16 protein-coding genes are annotated in these 21,242 nt (G+C 64.7%); 10 read left to right on the top strand and 6 right to left on the bottom strand.

Annotated elements, in window-relative coordinates; translation table 11 throughout:
* Nucleotides 1-35: 35 nt before the first annotated feature.
* Complete coding sequence (locus tag CupriaWKF_RS20650) at nt 36-1,046, bottom strand: ParB/RepB/Spo0J family partition protein (RefSeq protein ID WP_276102621.1); 1,011 nt, start codon at nt 1,044-1,046, stop codon at nt 36-38.
* Nucleotides 1,047-1,049: 3 nt separating this feature from the next.
* The gene (locus tag CupriaWKF_RS20645) at nt 1,050-1,709 is read right to left on the bottom strand and encodes a ParA family protein (RefSeq protein WP_276102620.1); all 660 of its coding nucleotides are present in this window, start codon (nt 1,707-1,709) and stop codon (nt 1,050-1,052) included.
* A 375-nt stretch (nt 1,710-2,084) separates the two neighbouring features.
* On the opposite strand from CupriaWKF_RS20645, the gene CupriaWKF_RS20640 reads away from it, so the two are divergent.
* Nucleotides 2,085-2,288 (top strand): cold-shock protein, encoded by a 204-nt coding sequence (locus CupriaWKF_RS20640; RefSeq protein WP_042880443.1) that lies wholly within the window; start codon nt 2,085-2,087, stop codon nt 2,286-2,288.
* 93 nt (nt 2,289-2,381) lie between these two features.
* On the opposite strand, the gene CupriaWKF_RS20635 is transcribed toward CupriaWKF_RS20640, so the two are convergent.
* The gene (locus CupriaWKF_RS20635) at nt 2,382-3,476 is read right to left on the bottom strand and encodes a replication protein RepA (protein WP_276103341.1); all 1,095 of its coding nucleotides are present in this window, start codon (nt 3,474-3,476) and stop codon (nt 2,382-2,384) included.
* Nucleotides 3,477-5,008: 1,532 nt separating this feature from the next.
* Entirely contained in the window at nt 5,009-5,212 is a 204-nt protein-coding gene (locus CupriaWKF_RS20630; RefSeq protein ID WP_035875195.1) for a cold-shock protein, read from the bottom strand.
* A gap of 415 nt (nt 5,213-5,627) precedes the next feature.
* Between CupriaWKF_RS20630 and CupriaWKF_RS20625 the strand changes: the two genes are divergently transcribed.
* The 3 genes from CupriaWKF_RS20625 (at nt 5,628) to CupriaWKF_RS20615 (ending at nt 9,459) form a co-directional block, all read left to right on the top strand.
* The gene (locus CupriaWKF_RS20625) at nt 5,628-6,986 is read left to right on the top strand and encodes an NCS2 family permease (protein ID WP_276102619.1); all 1,359 of its coding nucleotides are present in this window, start codon (nt 5,628-5,630) and stop codon (nt 6,984-6,986) included.
* Nucleotides 6,987-7,525: 539 nt separating this feature from the next.
* Nucleotides 7,526-7,987, top strand: coding sequence for a hypothetical protein (locus CupriaWKF_RS20620; RefSeq protein ID WP_276102618.1), 462 nt, complete (start codon nt 7,526-7,528; stop codon nt 7,985-7,987).
* Nucleotides 7,988-8,088: 101 nt separating this feature from the next.
* Nucleotides 8,089-9,459 (top strand): sigma-54 dependent transcriptional regulator, encoded by a 1,371-nt coding sequence (locus tag CupriaWKF_RS20615; RefSeq protein WP_276103340.1) that lies wholly within the window; start codon nt 8,089-8,091, stop codon nt 9,457-9,459.
* 119 nt (nt 9,460-9,578) lie between these two features.
* Here the strand turns inward: CupriaWKF_RS20615 and CupriaWKF_RS20610 are convergent, their stop codons facing one another.
* Complete coding sequence (locus CupriaWKF_RS20610; RefSeq protein WP_276102617.1) at nt 9,579-9,977, bottom strand: hypothetical protein; 399 nt, start codon at nt 9,975-9,977, stop codon at nt 9,579-9,581.
* 1,187 nt (nt 9,978-11,164) lie between these two features.
* Here CupriaWKF_RS20610 and CupriaWKF_RS20605 point away from each other — a divergent pair.
* The 5 genes from CupriaWKF_RS20605 to CupriaWKF_RS20585 all read left to right on the top strand — a co-directional run bounded on the left by CupriaWKF_RS20605 (nt 11,165) and on the right by CupriaWKF_RS20585 (nt 17,431).
* Nucleotides 11,165-12,088 (top strand): YihY/virulence factor BrkB family protein, encoded by a 924-nt coding sequence (locus CupriaWKF_RS20605; protein WP_276103339.1) that lies wholly within the window; start codon nt 11,165-11,167, stop codon nt 12,086-12,088.
* 123 nt (nt 12,089-12,211) lie between these two features.
* Entirely contained in the window at nt 12,212-13,813 is a 1,602-nt protein-coding gene (locus CupriaWKF_RS20600; protein WP_276102616.1) for a peptide chain release factor 3, read from the top strand.
* A gap of 233 nt (nt 13,814-14,046) precedes the next feature.
* Nucleotides 14,047-15,294, top strand: coding sequence for an MFS transporter (locus CupriaWKF_RS20595; RefSeq protein WP_276102615.1), 1,248 nt, complete (start codon nt 14,047-14,049; stop codon nt 15,292-15,294).
* 101 nt (nt 15,295-15,395) lie between these two features.
* The gene (locus CupriaWKF_RS20590; RefSeq protein ID WP_276102614.1) at nt 15,396-16,301 is read left to right on the top strand and encodes an AraC family transcriptional regulator; all 906 of its coding nucleotides are present in this window, start codon (nt 15,396-15,398) and stop codon (nt 16,299-16,301) included.
* 224 nt (nt 16,302-16,525) lie between these two features.
* The gene (locus CupriaWKF_RS20585) at nt 16,526-17,431 is read left to right on the top strand and encodes a mechanosensitive ion channel family protein (RefSeq protein ID WP_276102613.1); all 906 of its coding nucleotides are present in this window, start codon (nt 16,526-16,528) and stop codon (nt 17,429-17,431) included.
* A gap of 265 nt (nt 17,432-17,696) precedes the next feature.
* Here the strand turns inward: CupriaWKF_RS20585 and edd are convergent, their stop codons facing one another.
* A complete protein-coding gene (gene edd, locus CupriaWKF_RS20580) occupies nt 17,697-19,532 on the bottom strand; it encodes a phosphogluconate dehydratase (RefSeq protein WP_276102612.1) in 1,836 nt (611 codons plus the stop codon).
* A 248-nt stretch (nt 19,533-19,780) separates the two neighbouring features.
* Between edd and zwf the strand changes: the two genes are divergently transcribed.
* Nucleotides 19,781-21,229, top strand: a complete 1,449-nt coding sequence (gene zwf, locus CupriaWKF_RS20575; protein ID WP_276103338.1) for a glucose-6-phosphate dehydrogenase — start codon at nt 19,781-19,783, stop codon at nt 21,227-21,229.
* The last annotated feature ends 13 nt before the right edge of the window (nt 21,230-21,242 follow it).

Raw genomic sequence — 21,242 nt, 5'->3', positions numbered from 1 at the left:
GCGTGAGACCTCGGCGGCCTCGCGGCCCGGCCGTCTCAGAGCAGCGTCTTGTCGAGCCCAAAGCGCGTCTTGAGCGCTTCGACCAGCGCCTCGCGCGCACTGCGATCGCTGAGTTGTACGTCAAGCATGACCCGGCCGGAGTCCCACTCTTTGATGGTACCGAGCAGCTGGCCGCCGTCCGTACGAATCTTGTACTGGCGACTGATTTCCTTCACCTTGCGCGACTTGCCCTCCTGCGCCTGCTTGCGGATCGATTCCACTTCGCGGCTGGACAAGCCGTCGGTCATGATGCGTGTCGCCAGCTCCCGCGTGCGATCTTCGCCAGCGAGCTTGAAGTAGAGCGTCAGTTCATAGCCGGCGGCGATACCAATGGCGTTCGGTCGCTCGCGCATGACGCCGAGCACCGATTCCGGCAGCCGCAGCAAGGCGAGCGTCTTGTTCACCGTGCCGGCGGAGATGCCGGTCAGTTCGCAGATATCCTCTTCCTTCTGGACCTTGCCTTCGTCCAGCAGCTGGCGCCAGGCAATCGCGTTGTCGAGCGCCGACTGGTCCGACCGCTGCTCGTTGAGCATGAACGACAAGCGGTAGAAATCCAGATCACTGAGATCATTCTCGACAAAGCACTCCATCTCCAGCTTGCCGGCAGACGCCAGGGCTCGCTTGCGATAGTGGCCATCGATCAGGATGTAGTGGCCGGGACGGGACGGATCCGGCGCGGCCAGGCCCGGTGTCTTCTGCCCGTGCGTGGCAATTGACGCAGCGCGCTCTTGCACCACGGCAGGGTCATAGATCCTGCGCGCGTTGAGCGGATTGTCATGCAGGTGGGTCAGGAGAATCCGGACCAGCGGGCGGGAACTCTCGGTTTCCGCACTTTCAGCGCTGAAAGACGGTGCCTGTTCCTGCTGGCGCGCCTGCAGCAGGCCGTTCGGATGCTGTGAGATCGCCGCCTCCGCCCGTGCAAAGCGGTCCAGAGAATCGCTGCGGCTCTTTTCGGCCGCCATTCCGGCCAGCATGCCAGCCTTCAGGCTCTTGAGTTTGGTAGCCATGCCTTAATGCTCAATCAAAGACAACACTTCATCGACCATCATGTCGACCTCCTGCACGGCTTCGCGCGCGCCAGCAACGCCATGGACGGTGCATCCGATCGCCTGACATTCGCGGAATGCCGATCGCGATCCAATCATGGAATTCAGTAGCGGAACTTCGCCATCGTCGCCAAGGATCTCGATCGCCTGGCGCGCGATCGACACGCGCCGTTGCACCATGTTCGCCATCACGCGGATCAGCAACGTCTCGTTCTGGACCTGTGCATGCTGCGCCAGCGTCTTCGCTGCCACGGCGGCCCACAGGTCGGGCGGCGAGGGTACCACGGGGATGATGGCCAGGTCTGAAATCAGCAGGGCACTGGATGGCGCCGCAGAATGTACGGCCGGCGGGCAGTCGACGACGATGTAGTCATAGTCCTGCACAAATTTACGGACTTCCCGATGCATGGCACCACCGGAGGGTGCCAGACCGATAACCGAGGCCGGAAAGGGACGCTCATCAATGGCCTGGGCCGCCCATCGTGTCGCCGTGCCCTGCTCGTCCATATCGACCAGCATGGACCGGGCGCCGCGCAGGCCCAGAGTTCCGGCCAGATGCATGCTCACCGTAGTCTTGCCGCACCCGCCTTTCTGGTTGAAGACCGTGATGATTTTTGCTGCCACGAGGACCTCTCTTTCAGCGCTGAAAGCGCGATTAACTTTAGGCGTCACTTTAGCCAAATCCCGGTGGGGCATCAACCCAATTCTAAATCTTTAAAAATATGTAACTTTTCCAAAGAAGACATCTTCCGTCACAAAGCGCAAATCCGCCAATGTTTGATATTTCTGCTTGAAATGCGGCAGACAGTCCGCCTAAAGTATTTGTAGTGCGCTTTACGGCGCACATGACAGACCAGGACAAATCTGGTTATGATGCGCCCTACAGTCGAGTCAAGTCGTGTCAACCTCGTCGGCTTCCGTTCGGTATCTACGAGAATTCAACGTGCTTGAACGGTTGTTTGCGTGGTGTACAAGAACTTGCTTCGAAAGGAAATTCCTATGGCAACCGGTACGGTCAAGTGGTTCAACGAGACCAAGGGCTTTGGCTTCATCACCCCCGACGACGGCGGTGCGGATCTGTTCGCGCACTTCTCCGAGATCCAGGGCGCTGGCTTCAAGACGCTGAAGGATGGTCAACGCGTGACCTTTGAGGTCAAGCAAGGCCCGAAGGGTCTGCAGGCATCGGCCATCAAACCCGCCTGATGAGCGTGCGCCACGCAGCTTGCTGCGTGGCCATCGCCCGAAAGCAAAAAAGGCAAGCCGCGCGCTTGCCTTTTTTGTCGCCGGGTGCCGGGCTCAGCCCAGCTTGCGGACGCTGGTTCTGGATGGCTGCAGGATCAGTGCCTTGGAGGAGTCCGCATCGACCTTGGCGCCGGGATAGACCACCAGCACATCCTTGAGTGCCTTGCGGAACAGCGCCCGGAACTTCCGCTCGCTCTCGGTCTCCGTGCCGAACTGCATTTGCAAGGCTTCCCACGGAATCTCTGTACGCCGCTGGATCGTAAAGAAGCGGTACGTCAGCCACGAGTAAACGTCGAGGGCAAAGGGCGACTGTTTCAGTGCCTTCAGCGCCCGCATGTCGACCGGTACCGGGCGATTCACCAGTTCGTTGAAGAACGGCTCGGAGAGCACCACGAAGCTCTCGAACATAGAGCCTTGCCCAGGCTGCATCGGATCCCACCACGTTGACAGCTGGTCGGCCAGCAGGTAACCGACGCGGTCGATTGACAGCGGCTCGTGGTTGCTGTTCTGGTTCTGGCTCGGCGTGGATTTGTTCTGGACAATTGCGATGGTGGCCGAGAACAGGCGGATCATCTGCTGCCGGACCAGCGTCATGGTGCCGCGCTTGCCACCCGTCGCCATCGGAATGCCAAGGTTGTACATGAACTCCGACAAGGAATTGCCCAGCGAGATGCGTCGGTCTTCCACCGTTCCGGTGAACTCTCCGCGCTTCTTCTTGGCCATGATTTCCTTGCCGATCCATGCAAGCATCAGGCGCGGGTACGAGCCATACGGATAGCCCAGCGAGACCGTTTCGGAAACGAGTTTCTGCCGGCCGTTGCTGGCGCGCTCAGAACGCTGCTGCGTGAAGTAGCCAGGCTGGATCATCAACGAAATGTTGCCGCTGGTACGTGTCCATACCGGCGGCGCACCCTTCGGCGCGCGATACGGCAGCGTTACCTGAACGCTGGCGCGGCTGAGAAAGCCGACTTCGCCACTTTGCCAGGCGTCCTCGCGTTCCATGGCTTGCGCCTCGTCGAACAGACGTTGGAATTTCTCGGACGGAACCAGGCTGTTCTCGTTACCGGGAACAATGATGCGGGATGGTTCTCCATCCATATCCAGGACGGAGCGATCCCCCGCGGCGACCGGGGTGCGTTTGATGGGCATATTAGCGTGCTTCGAATTACCCGCCTTTGTACGCGAAGCCGTAAACCTTGTCACGCAGAAACGGGTACGTATACGTTTCCTGCGGCGTTTACGTGAATGCCGACTGGTTTGAGGTGCCGTGTTTACCTGGTTGAGGAAAGGCTGGCGCTCGGTGGGCAACCCGGGAGGGTTGTCCACGGATGGCCAGTCCTTGGCTACAAGTAAACGATACCGATACGGGTTAACTACTTGTAAACCGTATACGGAGCGTTCAGGGCCTTGATTTCAAAACAGATTTTGACTGCGTGCGAACCCGAATCTGCGGGCAACCGTACTCGATTCTGCGAACCGCTGAACCTGATTCTGCGCAATGCCGAACCCGTTTCAGCGCAGGGGCCGAACCGGATTCTGCGTGGATAACTTGTTGTTCCCACAGGCTTTTCCACAGCAAGAGGCCACCGCCGCGTACCAATTTCTGCGATGAAAGTGGCGCGATGTGCATTAAGAGGCGCTGCTGCGTATACTTCTCCGAGTTATTCACGCAGAAACGGGTTCGCCCCCCGGGTATCCCTGTCGGCTTTCTCGCCCCAACCGTACCCATTTCTGCGTCGTCCGCGGGCAAAGCGTACCTGATTCTGCGTTCGGCCTCTTTTGGGGCTGTCGGGCGCCTCAGCGTACCTGATTCTGCGGCGTACCCGTTTCTGCGATTGCCTGGCCCGCAGCCTGTTCGACGTCTGCGTACCCATTTCTGCGTAGACAGGCGCGGTTCCGTTCCGCCTCTGCGTACCCGTTTCTGCGTTGGGTACTACGCCCTTGCTTCAGTATCCTTCGCGCAATGTCCATTATAAATGCCATATGTAGTAAAAGCTAGCGCTCACATTTAGACGTATACGTAATCTTGTCTCGATAGCGAGTGCGTACCCGTTTCTGCGCGCGACTTGCCGTTGCAGGTTCTGGGATAGGCAGTGATCCTTTCCACTTCGACTGCGTGGCGTACCCATTTCTGCGCACACGGGCACGAAAACACCCCGGATTAGGCGTACCCAATTCTGCGAAGCGCTCAATGAAGGGGCTTTCGATGTGGAAATTCCGCGCCGCAGCAAAGCGCGTACCCATTTCTGCGGGCAGAAGGAGGCGCGTTGGCGCATGAGTCTGAGGCGTCTACGCGACGCTGGGAGATTCCAGTCCGGAGCGATCTTCGTCCCATGCGTACCCGTTTCTGCGCGCCGGGCATTGGGGCCTGCAATCGGCTAAGGGCAATGCGTACCTGTTTCTGCGGACGAAAGATCCGCGGAGCGTACCCATTTCTGCGTTGTGCGCTGCAGTACCTCGTCTAAGGCAGCTTTGAGATGGGAAAGGGCGTACCCGTTTCTGCGGAATCCGTCAGTCGGAGGATTTCGCTAGGACAGATGGGAGTTCTGTCCGGTCCGGGGCCTGGCGGGAAAGAGGAGAAAAAGGCGCCGGCGGCGGGTCTAGGCCGTCTCCGGGCACAAAAAAACCCGCCACAGGGGCGGGTTTCTTATCGTGGCGCGCTGGACGCGCCGCGTGCCTGCTTACAGCGGGGTGATGTTCGCAGCTTGCAGACCCTTCGGGCCGTTCTTGACTTCGAACGACACACGCTGGTTTTCCTGCAGCGACTTGAAACCCTCCGAGCGGATTTCCGAGAAGTGGGCGAAGAGGTCGTCACCGCCTGCGTCCGGCTTGATGAAGCCGAAGCCCTTGGCGTCGTTGAACCATTTGACGATACCGGTTTGCATGATTTGCTTTCCAGAAAAAATAAAAGAAGCGAATGGCGCATGCGCCACTCTAGACGGAACTCAAGGAAAGGACACCATGGACAACCGAAGTACCAGACGGTGGCTAACGAATGAACTGTTGCCTCGTCGCTTGAATCTAGACCGATTTATACGGGGGTTCGATGCCACCGTCAAGCTCGGGATGGCCCGTAGCCGGGGCTGGCCTCACATTCTGCCGCTGTGGGATCATCACGCCTTTTGCATGTCGTTCATGCGTCGGCGCAGACACATGTGCGTCCAATCTGCACCAGAGTAGGCTTGCCGCAAACTACGGGCCGCGCTGGCCGGAGTCACGGCCACGGCAACTCCGGCCCCGGTGCCCCCTTGCACAAGCAGCACGTCGACGCCGTAACGATAGACTGTCAGGAGACCTCCCATGTCGATACCGGAACCCGCCTCCAAGGCGGGTGGCCCCGCCATCAGCCAGTCCGCGCCCTCCCTGCTGGAGCGGCTTTTCAGCTTGTCCGAGCACCAGACGGACGTCCGCACGGAAGTCCTCGCGGGAATGACCACGTTTCTCACGATGGCGTACATCATCTTCGTGAACCCTTCGATCCTGGGGGATGCCGGCATGCCCAAGGATGCGGTCTTCGTGGCCACCTGCGTGGCTGCTGCGATCGGCACGCTGATCATGGGCTTCTACGCCAACTACCCGATCGCCATGGCGCCGGGCATGGGCCTGAATGCGTACTTCGCGTATACCGTGGTAAAGGGCATGGGCTTCGCCTGGCAAGCCGCGCTTGGCGCCGTGCTCATCTCCGGCTGCCTGTTCCTGCTGGTGACGCTGTTCCGCGTGCGTGAAATGATCGTCAATGGCATTCCGCATTCGATTCGCGTGGCCATCACGGCGGGCATTGGTCTGTTCCTGGCTATCGTCGCGCTCAAGAACGCGGGCATCGTCACCGCCAGCCCGGCCACGCTTGTGACCATCGGCGACCTGCATCAGCCGTCGGCCGTACTCGCGATTGTCGGCTTCTTCGTCATTGTTTCGCTGGATCAGCTGAAGGTGAAGGGCGCCATCCTGATCGGCATCCTGCTGACCACGGTGCTGAGCTTCCTTTTCGCGGGCAATACGTTCCACGGCGTGTTTTCCGCACCGCCGTCGATCAGCCCGACCCTGTTCAAGCTTGATGTGTCCGCGGCGTTGTCGATCGGCATCGTGAATGTGGTGCTGGTCTTCTTCCTGGTAGAGCTGTTCGATGCCACCGGCACGCTGATGGGCGTTGCCAATCGTGCGGGATTGCTCAAGGCCGGACGCATGGACCGCCTCAACAAGGCGCTAATGGCCGATAGCACCGCCATCATGGCGGGCTCGTTCCTGGGCACGTCGTCGACCACGGCCTATATCGAAAGCGCGTCGGGCGTGCAGGCCGGCGGACGCACCGGCCTTACCGCGGTGACCGTCGCGTTCCTGTTCCTGGCCTGCCTGTTCATCGCGCCGCTGGCCGGTACGGTGCCCGGCTATGCCACCGCGCCGGCTTTGCTCTATGTGTCTTGCCTGATGCTGCGCGAACTGCTCGATATTGACTGGAACGACGTGACCGAAGTGGTGCCTGCCGTGCTGACAGCGCTCGGCATGCCGTTTACGTATTCGGTGGCCAACGGCGTGGCATTTGGCTTCATCACCTATGCGGTGCTCAAGCTGCTGACCGGCCGCGCCCGTCAAGTGCCGATGATGGTGTGGATCATCGCCGCCGTGTTTATCTTCAAGTTCTACTATCTGCCTGGGCACTGATACCGGCAGGGCCGCAGACGCTACCTGTCCGGAATGCTTGCTGCGGCTCTGTCGCGTACCCAATTCTGCGTACGCGAGGGCAATTAGCGTACCCGTTTCTGCGGGTAGTTGCGGCCCGATTACATTGCCACAGAACCACCGGGCCGCCCAGGATGAGGACGCTGGGGCGCTTCTCGTGCGCATCATCCCAAAGGATGAGTCCGGCATGAGTTTGGTCGGACATCCCCCACTCGGGGCTGGACAAACCGATGCAAATGCACTGAACTATAGGCGTGGCAAAGAGGGGGCGCGCGTGACGCGCCCCTTCTCGACTCCGGTTCATTCGGGGAAGGCGCCGACGAGCGCCGTGATACAACTTCGGCAAGTCTGCCCGTTGTGGGACGCATCCGATCAGACCGTAATGCAATACGGCATCGCCACCACGAAGACAAAGCAGAGCGCGCGGACACATGTGCGCCAAGCGAAAAACAATTTCAACACAGAAGAGTGGTAAACGCGAACGTGTAGTGCCGGGGGTGTTGTACAACGGGGATCAGATCATGACCGCAGGAGAAATCCGGCGACCCGCCATCGGGCCCATCAGCGAGTCCGCCAGTCGTTCCATGCATCGCACCTGGGCTGTACTGGGAGAAGCCGCAGGTGAATCATCGAGCCGCAAGCACCGTCATGACGGCGCGGCCGTGTCCGATGTGACCTTATTGCTTGAGGAAGGCGAGTTGTCCTCGAGTGCGCGCCTGGCCGTAGAGAACCTGCTGCGGCGCCACCGGCTGCTTGAGGCGGAGCTTGTCCGCCAGCGCGAGCTGCTGCAGGAATGGATCCTGAGCCAGCAGACCTACAAGGTCCTCTACTACCAGTATTCCGGGCAGGCACCCGAGGCGCCGCGCGTCGAGCTGATGCGCGAGCGCGATGCTGTCCGACGCCGTCTCCAGGAGCAGCTGCACCTGGGCAGCGATGCTCTCGCTGTCATGGACGAGCAAGCGCGCAGTCAGTCCAGTTCGTGATACCGACGTCGAGTCCGCGGCGAGCGCACCGGCCGGGAGGGCCGGAGCCGATACGCCGGGAAACCGGGATGAACAATAAGCCCAACGTCCGGGAGATCGTTATGGACCGACTGTGCAAGGCGCCGGCACGCGCTGCGCAGGTCGTGGTCGTGTCGCGTCATGAGGATTTTGGTTTTACCGCTGCCCAGTTCGGCCCGGGCTGGGACGTGCGCCGCATCCATCAGGTGCGCGACCTGGAGCGCATCGTGCGCGGGAGCGCCCCCATGGCGGGCGTGATCGACCTGCAGGACGAATACAGCGATGCCGAACTCGTGCAGCTGGAGCAGGGCCTGCAACACCTGCACGTGTCGTGGGTGGCGATCACCAGCGACGCGCGGCTGGCCGACCAGCGCATTCGCCGCCTGATCCGGGATTACTGTGTCGACTACGTGCGTACGCCGTTTTCGCACGACGAACTGCTGTACACACTCAAGCATGCGCACGGCATGGCCTGCCTGCATCACGGGCGCACCACAGAGATGGCGCCGCACGGCACCATGATCGGGGAATGCGCGCCGATGCGCGCCATGTTCCGTTCGCTGGCAAAAGTCGCGCATAACGAAGCGCCGGTATTCATTTCGGGCGAGTCGGGCACAGGCAAGGAACTCGCGGCCCAGGCTATTCACGAGGCCTCGAGCCGGCGCAAGGGGCCGTTCGTCGCGATCAACTGCGGCGCCATCCCGTCGCACCTGGTGCAGTCGGAACTGTTCGGCTACGAGAAGGGCGCCTTCACCGGCGCGAACCAGCGCAAGATCGGCTGGATCGAGCAGGCACAGGGCGGCACGTTGTTCCTCGATGAGATCGGTGACCTCCCGCTCGAAAGCCAGGTCGCGCTGTTGCGCTTTCTGCAGCAGGGCACCATTACCCGGCTGGGCGGACACCAGTCCATTCCGCTGGACCTGCGCATCATCTCGGCCACGCACGTGGACCTGGTGGCGGCGCAGGGCGATGGCCGCTTCCGCTCGGATCTGTTCCACCGCCTGTGCGTGCTGACGCTGACCATCCCGGCGCTGCGCGAGCGCGGCGAGGACATCCTGCTGCTGGCCAATGCCGTGCTGGCCGACCATGGGCACGAGGCGCACCGGCGCATCCGCGGATTCTCCCCATGCGCTACGCAGGCGATGATGCAGTACGCGTGGCCGGGCAATGTGCGCGAGCTGATCAACCGGGTGCGGCGTGCCATCGTCATGACCGACAACCGCAAGATCACGGCGGAGGACCTGCAGCTGCTCGGCGGAACGGAGTTGCCGCGCAAGACGCTCGATGCCATTCGCGAAGAAGCCGAGCGCGAGGCGATCCGCAGCGTCATGGCCAGCCACGGCTTCCACGTCGTGCCGGCCGCGCGCGAGCTGAACGTGTCGCGCGTGACGCTATACCGGCTCATGCACAAGCACAACATCCGCGTGGAAACCCAGCCGCCCGCGGGCGAGTAGCCCGGAACCCGTCGCACTAACGGTCGCTCGGCAACGGTCGCGCGCCTCAGGCGCTCCAGGGAAAGGGGAACTGGCGACGTCCGCTCGCCGGTTCCCCCTTCCCCGTGCCCTGCGGCACGTCAGCGCACAACAGTGGTGACCGGCGCGCGTGGCGGATGGCCCGGTCCGGTCGTGTCTTGCGGCCCCGCAACCGACGTGGCCGCCAGGTTCATGCTGATCTTGCCGCGCGTATTGCGCGGCTGTGCATTGCTGCCGCCGTTGTTGTGGCGGCCGGGCGCCGTGTCGCGGCGGTCCAGGCCATCGTGTGCCTGCCGCTCACTCGGCGTCGCGGCGCCCGGGTCCTGCTTGAACTGCAGTTCGCCCCACGCCCAGCCGAAGCCGCGCACGTAGATGTCATTGCTGACGGCGGCATGCGAGTCGGCGCTGGCGTTATCGGGCCGGTCGAAATAGGCATAGCTGGCCGCGGCGGCGCTGGTCGAGAACAGAGCCAGGGCGGCGGCAAGATATCCGGCTTTCATGGGTGGCTCCTCCCTTGGTGGAAAAAAGTGCCCGCCGGGGGACGGAGCACAAGTTCCTGCTGGCTTGGGCGCTGCTCGGGCTGCGCGCCGTGGCCTGGTCTAGTGTCCCGTCCGGCGTCGATATGCCGCCACCGCAAGCGCCCGGCTCCACAGCGCGCAGGGCGATGCGGGCTGCACGGGCAATCGCGGATATGGCAGCAGCGGCGACGACAACAGGTCCATGACGGACGGTGGCGGTCCCGCCAACCGGTGTGAGCGCCGGCGTGCCGTCATGCGTGCTGGCGGATGACGCATGGCTGGGCCCCTCCTGCATCTGTGAGCAATTGCGCTACGGCTTCTTACGACTCCCTTTCGGACAGAGAGCGACAAGTGTGCCAATGGCCGCAAACGCTTGTTCTATGCGGCTTTCAGGCAAGTGAGCGGGGCTCCCGACAGGACCGCGTCGCGGCCGGCGACGAATTGGTTACGCTGCTGCAACGCCTGCGTCCCACATCATGCATCGCGGCTGCCAGCGTGCGTATGACTCACATGCCGCAATGCCGCGCCCTGTGCGGCATCGACTGGCCGCAGGGTCCACGCGCGGCGATTCCGGCACGGTTGCAGGGCTGATACAGGGCAGTGCCCGCGTTACACCCCTGCCGCCACCCGAGGCACGCAGAAACGGGTACGCTTTGCGGCCCGCCTTGCCACCCGGTCAAGCCTGCTCAGCGTGCCGGTGCCGGGGATTGCGCTGGTGCCGGAGATTGGCTGGCGCCGCTCGCTGCGGTGCCGGAAATCGGCTTGGGGCCGGGCTGGCTGCGCTCGCACCCGCCTGCCCCCAGGCTCAGTCCAAGCAGCAGGATGGCGGCCAGGGACCGCCCCGGTGGGATGTGGATCACATTGCCTCCTTTCGCAGCCCTTGCGGCGCAGGCGCCCGTTACAGGCGCTGGCAGGCGTGCCTTGTCTTACTGTAGCAGGTCGGCCCGGCCCCTCCGCGGACGGCGCCCCGGCTCGGTAAGGCGCGCCGATGCGCAGTATCATGAACGCAGGGGCCGCGTCCGCTGCGCCAGGCACAGAGCGGTGCCGCGGACGCGGCGTTCTGTCCGTAGTGCTGCGAAGGTTTCCCGAGCATGGCTGCCGAAGAACATAACCTGCCAGATGACCAGAATCGCGACCCCGGCGGTCATGCATCCCGTACGTCCTCGGGCATGCGGCGCTACCTGCCTGACCGCCACACCGGCCAGCGTACGGTCCGCGTGGTCACGGCTGCCGTGCAATCCTGGTTCGTCCACCGCGCGGCCAGCAAGGGCGCCGCGCTGTCCTTCTACATGCTGTTTTCGCTGGCTCCGATCCTGGTGCTGGTGATCTCGATCGCGGGCCTGTTCTTCGGCGCCGAGGCGGCGCGCGGTGAGATTTTCGAGCAGATCCAGGGCCTGGTCGGCGAGCAGGGCGCCAGCGCGATCCAGGGCATCCTGGCAGCCACGCATCGTGCCGGCGGCAGCGGCGTGGCGGCCATGATCGCGACCGGCATCCTCTTTGTCGGCGCGACCAGCGCCTTTGCCGAGCTCAAAAGCAGCCTGGATGACATCTGGCACGTGCCCGTGCCGCCCACCGCGGGCTGGCAGCAGTTGCTGCGCTCGCGCCTGCTCTCGTTCAGCCTGGTGCTGGTGCTGGCGTTGATGCTGCTCGTATCGCTGATCGTCAACGCCGCGCTGGCCGTGGTGGATCGTTTCTGGGGACAGTTGTGGACGCAATCCTGGTTCTCGCCGGTCGCGGACGCGCTTTCCACAGGTTTTTCGTTCGCCGTGGTGACGGCGCTGTTCGCCGTGATCTTCAAGATGCTGCCCAATGCCCGCATTGCCTGGCGTGACGTCACCATGGGCGCGATCATCACCGCCCTGCTGTTTTCGGTCGGCAAGCGCCTGATCGGCATCTACCTGGGCAACAGCGCCGTGGCGTCGTCCTACGGTGCGGCGGGTTCGGTTGTGGCGCTGATGCTCTGGGTGTACTACTCGGCACAGATCTTTTTCTTCGGTGCGGAACTCACTCGCCAGTACGCACTGCAGTTCGGCAGCCTGCGTGGCCAGCAGGCGGATGCGTTTCCCGGGCCGGGCGGCGAACCGGTAAAATAGCGCCCCATTCCCTTTCGTGCGTGCCCGCAGTGCCGGCCCGACCGCCCGCGTGCGGTCCTTGCCGTTGCCCGGCCGGCCCCCGCATGCCGGGCCCTGCAATCCTCCCGATTCCTATCCGCTGCCGTGAGCTCGCTCGTATCCGAAATTGCGCGTCGACGCACCTTTGCCATCATTTCCCACCCTGACGCGGGCAAGACCACGCTGACCGAGAAGCTGCTGTGGTTCGGCGGCGCGATCCAGGTGGCCGGCGAAGTGCGCGCGCGCAAGGCCGACCGCCATGCCACTTCGGACTGGATGGAGCTGGAGAAGCAGCGCGGCATTTCGGTGACCTCGTCGGTGATGCAGTTCCCTTACCGCCGCGAGGCTGCCGAGGGCAAGGCCGAAGAGAACATCGTCAACCTGCTCGACACGCCGGGCCACGAGGACTTCTCCGAAGACACCTACCGCACGCTGACCGCGGTCGACTCGGCCGTGATGGTGATCGACTCGGTCAACGGCGTGGAAGCGCAGACCATCAAGCTGCTCAACGTCTGCCGCCTGCGCGACACGCCCATCCTCACCTTCATCAACAAGCTCGACCGCGAAGGCCGCTCGCCGATCGAACTGCTCGACGAGATCGAGGAGGTGCTGCAGATCCAGTGCGCGCCGATGACCTGGCCGATCGGCATGGGCAAGGCCTTCCGCGGCGTGTACCACCTGATCGACGACAAGGTGCAACTGTTCGACCCGCACGGCGACAAGGGCACCGCGGCCATCCTCGACGGGCTCGACAACCCCGAGCTGGACCGCATCCTCGGCAGCCAGGCCGACGAGCTGCGCCTGGAGATCGAACTGGTGCGCGGCGCTTCCCACACCTTCGACAAGGACGCGTTCCTGGCGGGCAAGCAGACGCCGGTCTATTTCGGTTCGGCGATCAACAACTTTGGCGTGCAGTCGCTGCTGAACGCGCTGTGCCAGCTGTCGCCGCCGCCGCTCGCACGCAACACCGAAACGCGCGTGGTCGGGCCGCAAGAAGCCAAGTTCACCGGTTTCGTGTTCAAGATCCAGGCCAATATGGACCCGCGCCATCGCGACCGCATTGCCTTCGTGCGCGTCTGCTCGGGCCGCTTCGAGCGGGGCATGAAGCTGCTGCACGTGTCGCAGGGCAAGACCGTGGCGATCAACAACGCCATCACGTTCATGGCGCAGGACCGCAACACCACGGAAGAGGCCTACGCGGGCGACATCATCGGCGTGCCGAACCACGGCACCATCCGCCTGGGCGATGTCTTCACCGAGGGCGAGCCCCTCAAGTTCACGGGCATCCCGTCGTTCGCGCCGGAATTCTTCCGCCGCGCGCGGCTGAACAACCCGCTCAAGGTCAAGCAGCTGCAGAAGGGGTTGCAGCAGCTCGCGGAAGAGGGCGCCACGCAGATGTTCCGCCCGCTCGCGTCCAACGACCTGGTGCTGGGCGCGGTCGGCATCCTGCAGTTCGACGTGGTGGCGCACCGGCTCGAGCATGAGTACGGCGTCGATGCCATTTTCGAATCGCATGAATGCGCGACCGCGCGCTGGCTCCGGGGCGAGCCGGCCGAGATCGAGAAGCTGATCGCCAAGGCCGGCCACAACGTGGCGCTCGATGGCGCCGGCGATCACGTCTACCTGGCGCCGAGCATGGTCAACCTGCGGCTCACGCAGGAGAAGTTCCCGAACGTGCAGTTCATGGAAACGCGCGAGATCGTCTGACGCCTGCCCATTCGAAAGCAAAACGGCCCGCAGCCATGCGGGCCGTTTTGCTTTGCCGGAACTGCCGCCGAACAGCGTTCAGAATTTCGTGTGCGAATGTCGGCAGTTGCATGCACGCAGTCGCGTGGCCGGCCGTAGAATGACGGTTTTGCCGTGGCGGGCCGTGCGCGACCGCCTGAAGCGGCACCTTGTGTCGTTGCCGTGACCGGCCTGCCGCCGGCGATCTCCCGCCCATGTCTTCCCCTGCCGCCACTATTGCCGAAGCGCCCGACAGCGTCTTTGGCAACCCCTCGTTCCGCCGTTTCTGGTTCGCGCGCCTGTGCACCACCATTGGCTACCAGATCTTCACCGTGGCGGTCGGGTGGCAGATGTACGACCTGACGCGCGACGCGTTCATGCTTGGGCTGGTGGGCCTGGTGCAGTTCCTGCCCTCGGTGGTGCTGATCCTGATGTCGGGCCATGTGGCGGACCGTTTCGACCGCCGGCGCATCGTGCGGACCTGCCAGGCGCTTGAAGCGCTGATCGCCGTGGCTATGGCCGTGGCGAGCCTCTCGGGGCGGATCAACCCCGAACACATCTTCCTGTTCGTCGCGCTGATCGGTGCCACGCGCGCGTTCGAGACGCCGACGCTGCAGGCGCTGTTGCCGAGCGTGGTGACGCCGCGCCAGTTGCCGCGCGCCGTGGCGCTGGCCAGTTCGGCGGGCCAGGCCGCCATCATCATCGGCCCGGCCATCGGCGGCTTTGCCTATGTCGCGGGCCCGGGGGTCGTGTACGCACTGAGCGCCACGCTGTTCGCGGTAGCCGCCGTGCTGGTCACCGGCCTGACCCTGCGCCAGCCCGTGCAGCGGCTAACCGCGCCGGTGAGCGTGAAGACGCTGTTTGCGGGGTTTGCCTACATCCGCAGCCGGCCGGTGCTGCTTGGCGCGATCTCGCTGGACCTGTTCGCGGTGCTGCTCGGCGGCGCGACGGCGCTGCTGCCGATCTATGCGCGCGACATCCTGCATACCGGCCCGTGGGGTTTGGGGCTGCTGCGTTCGTCGCCTGCCGTCGGCGCGCTGGTGACGGCGTTATGGCTGGCCCGGCATCCGCTCAACCGCCGCGCGGGCAAGGTGATGTTCGGCGCCGTGGCGGTGTTCGGCGCGGCCACGCTGGTGTTCGGCGTGTCGCACTGGCTGCCTTTGTCGATGGCCGCGCTGGTCGTGCTCGGCGCGTCCGACATGATCAGCGTGGTGGTGCGCTCGACGCTGGTCCAGCTCGATACGCCCGATGACATGCGCGGGCGCGTCGGCGCCGTCAACTCGGTCTTCATCGGCGCTTCCAACCAGCTTGGCGAGTTCGAATCCGGCGTGACGGCCGCATTGATGGGCCCGATCGGTGCGGTGATTCTCGGCGGCGTGGGCACCCTGCTGGTGGTGGCGCTGTGGATGCGCCTGTTCCCGGCACTGGCCCGGCGCGACCGCCTGCACGATCACCCGGCCTGAGTGCCGGGGCGCGAGCGTACCCGTTTCTGCGTACGAACGCAGGGCTTGGCGGCGGCGCTTCCGGGGATCGCGTATAGTCACCGGACACTTTCCTGACGCCCATGGCCGCCCCTGACACCAGCCTCTACAGCGCGACCGATCCGCTGCGACACCATGCGGTGTTCAATGCGCTGACGGACTCGCGTGCGTCCCTGGAGCGCGCCACCGCGCTCGGTGACGGACTGGGCCTGGCACTGTGGCGCAACCGGCACGACAACACTGCGTATGCGCAGCCGGGGCATCACACGCTATCGGTATACCTGGAAGGCGGCCACTCCACGTACCGGCTCGACCAGCCTGGCAATCTTGGCGCTCCGGGCCGTCTGTGCCTGTTGCCCGCCGATCATGAATCGCGCTGGCACGTGGGCGGCACGCAGCGCTTTCTGCACCTCTACTTCGACCCCGAATACGTAGCCTGGCACTGCATCAGGCTGCTGGACCGCGAGCCGCGCGGCCTGAAACTGCGCGACCTGACCTTCGCCCAGGATCCATACCTGTTCGCGCTCGGCCAGCGTCTGGCCGCGCTCGACTGGCAGGCGCCCGACACGCGCATGACCGGCAACGCGCTCGCCCACGACGCCGTCACCCACCTGCTGCTCAGCCATGCTTCGCACCGGCCGGGCGCCGACTGGCGCGGCGGCCTGTCGGCCATATCGCGCCGCACGGTGCGCGACTGGATCGAGGCCCATCCGGAACAGAACCCGACGCTCGGCGAGCTGGCCGCGTTGGCAGGGCTGTCGGAATACCACTTCGCACGTATGTTCCGTGTGAGCTTCGGCATGCCGCCGCATGCGTGGATCCTGCGCGCGCGGCTTCAGCGCGCCATGCGGCTGCTGGACGACACACGCCTGCCCTTGAACGAGGTGGCAGCGCGCGCCGGCTTCGCCTCGGCGAGTCATTTCAACAATCGCTTCCGTACTGCGTTCGGCATCACGCCCGGCGCATGGCGCGCCGCCCGCACGCGTTGATCATGCCCGCCGCTGGTGGCGGGGGCGGAAACCAAATCCCTTTACATCTGTCCTCCTAAGGGTAGTGAAAGCTTATGTAATTGCGCCGTTTGTCAGTGAATATCTGACATTGAGGTGCGATCAAGAGGCCAGTTCCTAACTTCGCCGCGGTGTTCGCACCGATGCGCCCATGCCGGCCTACGCACGCAGAAACGGGTACGCCCCACAACCAGGAGCCGCTTTTGATGAACTGGAACATCGACGCCAACAGGATCGAGACCGCCTGGAACTACCTCGTGCAGCTGGCCGTGCACCAGGGGATGAACTGCATCGCCGCCCTGCTGATCCTCAGCGCGGGCTGGTGGCTGTCGGGGCGTGCTGCCGCGGCGATCCAGCGCGCGCTCGGCCGTACCCATGTGGACGAGACCATGCGTCCGCTGCTTGCCAATGCGCTACAGTGGACGATTCGCGTGCTGACCATCGTGCTGGTGCTGTCGCAGTTTGGCGTCCAGACCGCGAGCATCATCGCGATGCTCGGCGCCGCCGGCCTGGCGATCGGCCTGGCGCTGCAGGGTACGCTGCAGAATATTGCCGCCGGCATCATGCTCGTGCTGCTGCGGCCGTTCCGCGTGGGGCAGTACATCGACGCCCAGGGCGTCGCCGGCACGGTGCGCGAGACCGGCCTGTTCATGACCGAGCTGACCACGGCGGACGGGGTCTGCCTGCGCGTGCCGAACGGCAAGCTGTGGGGCAGCGCCATCACGAACTACAGCGAGAATCCCACGCGCCGCATGGACATCGAGACCACCGTGGCGTTCGGCAGCGACATGCACAAGGGGCTCGACGCGCTGCGCACGCTGCTGTCCGAAGAGCCGCGCCTGCTGCCCGAGCCGAAGGCAGAGGCCATGGTGGTCAACTACACGCAGCAGGGCATCACGCTGAACCTGCGCTGCTGGACTTCCAACGAACACTACTGGGCGGTGCGATACGCATTCTATGAGCGCATCAAGCATGTGCTCGAGGATGCCGGATGCAAGATCGCCGTGCCGATCCAGGAGGTGCGCATGCCGGATCCGGGCGCAACGCCGGTGACTACGCCGCCCGCTGCGACGCCGGATCCCCGCGCGAACCCATTGCGGCGCACGGGCTAAGAACCCATTTCAGAATGAGGAAGGGGACGCGTTCCATCCAGGCGTGGCGCAGGCTAGGCGTGGGCCGCCGGCCTTGGTCATTCCAAGGTCAAGGCCCGCAACGACGCGTGCGCCACGCCTGGATGGAACCCGAAGGGAAGGCTGTTGCCGGGCCGCATGGCGTCGTTGTGGCCTCCTTGCGTGGAATGACCACGCGGCGTCGGCCACGCCTAGCCCTGCGGCCCGGCAACAGCCTTCGCGCCCCTTCCTCATTCTGAAATGGGTTCTAGATGCGCGCGTCCTCATCCGCGAACAGCGTGCAGGCCCCGGCTTCGGCCTCGCTGACGTGGCGGCGGAACGCCGCGAACAGGTCGCGGCCCACGCCGTGACGGTTGGCACTGAGGTCGGGCCGGTCGGGCTGGCGCGCGTTCCACTCGGCGTCGGGCACCAGCACGGTCAGTACGCCGGCGGGCGCGTCGACGCGCACCATGTCGCCGGTGCGCACGCGCGCGATGCCGCCGCCGTTGAGCGCTTCTGGACAGACGTGGATGGCCGCGGGCACCTTGCCCGAGGCGCCGGACATGCGTCCGTCGGTCACCAGCGCGACATGGAAGCCGCGGTCCTGCAGCACCGTCAGTGTCGGCGTGAGCTTGTGCAGCTCGGGCATGCCACATGACGCGGGTCCCTGCCATGGGAGTACCGCAACGAAATCGCGCTCCAGTTCGCCACGCTTGAACGCGGCGATCACGTCGTCCTGGTGCGCGAACACGATCGCGGGCGCTTCCACCACCTGGTGCTCCGGCTTCACCGCCGAGGTCTTGATGACCGCGCGCCCAAGCTTGCCGTCGAGCAGCTTGATGCCGCCGTCCGGCAGGAATGGCTGCGCGGCGCCGCGCACGATGGTGTCATCGAGCGTGGCGGCCGGCCCGTCGGTCCATTCCAGCTTGCCGTCGCGCAGCACCGGTTCGCGCGTGTAGGCCTCCAGCCCGCGGCCGACCACCGTCGTCACGTCGTCATGCAGCAGGCCCAGTTCGAGCAGCCCGCGGATCACGACCGACAGCCCGCCCGCCGCCTGGAACTGGTTCACGTCGGCCTTGCCGTTCGGGTAGACGCGCGCGAGCAGCGGCACCGCCGCCGACAGTTCGTCGAAGTCGTCCCACGTCAGCACGATGCCGGCCACGCGCGCCATGGCGATCAGGTGCAGCGTATGGTTGGTCGAGCCGCCAGTGGCCAGCAGGCCGACCACGCCGTTGACGAAGGCGCGCTCGTCGAGCACGTCGGCAACGGGCGTATACCGTTCGCCGCCGTGCACCAGGCGCAGCGCCTGCCGGGCCGATTCGCGCGTGAGCGCCTCGCGCAGCGGCGTGTTCGGGTTGACGAAGGCGGTGCCCGGCAGATGCAGCCCCATCATCTCCATCAGCATCTGGTTGGAGTTCGCCGTGCCGTAGAAGGTGCAGGTGCCGGGGCCGTGGTAGGAACGTGTCTCGGCTTCGAGCAGCTCCTTGCGGCCGATCTTGCCTTCGGCGTAGAGCTGGCGCACATGTGCCTTCTCATCGTTACTCATGCCGGTGGTCATCGGGCCGCCGGGCACGAACACGGCAGGCAGGTGACCAAACGACAGGGCGCCCATCACCAGCCCCGGCACGATCTTGTCGCACACGCCCAGGTACAGCGCGCCGTCGAACATCTGGTGCGACAGCGCCACCGCCGTTGCCAGCGCGATCACATCGCGCGAGAACAGCGACAGGTCCATGCCGTCCTGGCCCTGGGTCACGCCGTCGCACATGGCCGGTGTGCCGCCGGCGAACTGCGCGGTGCCACCGGCCTCGAGCGCGGCTTCCTTGAGCCATTGCGGAAAGGCCGCGAGCGGCTGGTGCGCCGAGAGCATGTCGTTATAGGCCGAGACGATGGCGAGGTTCGGCCTTTCGTCGGCCTTGAGCCGGATCTTGGCCTGGTCCGGCATGGCCGCCATGGCGTGCGCGAGGTTGGTACAGGAAAGCTGGGCGCGCTCGACCTTCTGTCCCGCCATGGCGTGGGTACGGTCAAGGTAGGCCTGCCGGGAAGGGCCGCTGCGCGCGATGATGCGGGCCGTGACCCGTTCGAGCACTGGGTGACGTGGCATAGGTTTCTCCTGCGGGATTGCTTCCAGCCTAGCGCACTTCGCGGCACGCTGCACGCCGTGCGGGGCGGACTCCGGGCACGCAGAAACGGGTACGCTTGTGGCCTGCGCGCCTCGCCAAGCGGCGGCGACTCACGTAAACTGCCCGGAACTTATGCGCCGCGGGCAGACACTCAATCCATGAGGCCGCATCGGGCAGTGCAGCGCTCGCAGTGTTCTGACCGCCATCCTTCAAGGAGTCCACGGTGAGCATGCCTGATTTCGACATGGTGCTGTTCGGCGGCACCGGCGACCTGGCCCGGCGCAAGCTGTTGCCATCCCTTTTCGAAGCCCATCATGCCGGGCTGCTGCATCCGCAGGCGCGCATCCTGGCTACGGGCAGCCAGCCGATCAGCCAGCAGGATTACCTGGATTCGCTAGAGCAGGGCGTGCGCCCGGGCCTGGCCCGTGCACCGCCTGACTCATGGGCCGCATTCCTGGCGCGCATCTGCTACGTGCAGGCCGATGCACGCGTGCCGGCGCACTTCGACGCGCTCGCGGAGAAGGTGCTGGCGCGCCATCCTGAAGTGGTGGTGTGCTACCTGGCCACGGCGCCGCACCTGTTCGTGCCGATCTGCGAACAGCTCGCGCGCACCGGGCTGAACACGCCCAATGTGCGCATCGTGCTGGAAAAGCCGCTGGGACATGACCTCGAATCGTCGGAGGCGATCAACGCCGCCGTGGCGAAGTTCTTCGCCGAGGACCAGATCTATCGCATCGACCACTACCTCGGCAAGGAGTCGGTGCAGAACCTGATGGCGATCCGTTTCGGCAATGCGCTGTTCGAGCCGCTGTGGCGCCGCGAATGGGTCCAGGACGTGCAGATCACCATCGCCGAGGAGCTTGGCGTCGAGACGCGTGGCGATTTCTACGACCGGACCGGCGCGCTGCGCGACATGGTGCAGAACCACCTGCTGCAGCTGCTGTGCATGGTGGCCATGGAGCCGCCGGCGAGCCTGTCGGAAGACGCCATCCGCGACGAGAAGATCAAGATCCTCAAGGCGCTCAAGCCGATCACGCCGCAGCAGGTTGCGGAGAAGACCGTGCGCGGCCAGTACCGGGCCGGGGCCATCGGCGGCAAGCCGGTGGCAGGCTACCTCGACGAGAAGGGCATCGCCGCCGACAGCCGTACCGAGACCTTCGTCGCGATCAAGGCCGAGATCGCCAACTGGCGCTGGGAAGGGGTGCCGTTCTACCTGCGCACCGGCAAGCGCATGCAGTCGCGCGTGGCCGAGATCGTGGTCCATTTCCGCGATGTGCCGCATGCCATCTTTCCGCGCCCGCTGACGCTGTCGCCGCAGAACCGGCTGGTGATCCAGCTGCAGCCGGAAGAGAGCATCCGGCTGTACTTCCTGGTCAAGCAGCCCGGCGACACGCTGGAGCTGACGCCGACCTCGCTCGATCTCGATTTTGCCAACTCGTTCAAGGTGCGCCGCGCCGGCGCCTATGAACGCCTGCTGCTCGACGTGATCCGCGGCCGGCTGGGCCTGTTCGTGCGGCGTGACGAGCAGGTGCAGGCGTGGCGCTGGGTCGAGCCGATCCTCGACACCTGGGAAGAGAGCAACGTGCCGCCCAAGCCGTATACCGCCGGCACGTGGGGCCCGGCCGCCTCGTCGGCGCTGATGTCGCGCGACGACGCGCTGTGGCATGAGGAAGCCTGAGGCGGAGACACGA

This window comes from Cupriavidus sp. WKF15 (genome assembly GCF_029278605.1).
Lineage (GTDB): Bacteria > Pseudomonadota > Gammaproteobacteria > Burkholderiales > Burkholderiaceae > Cupriavidus.
The sequence above is the reverse complement of the archived record's forward strand: the minus strand, read 5'-3'. Positions and strand labels throughout refer to the sequence as shown.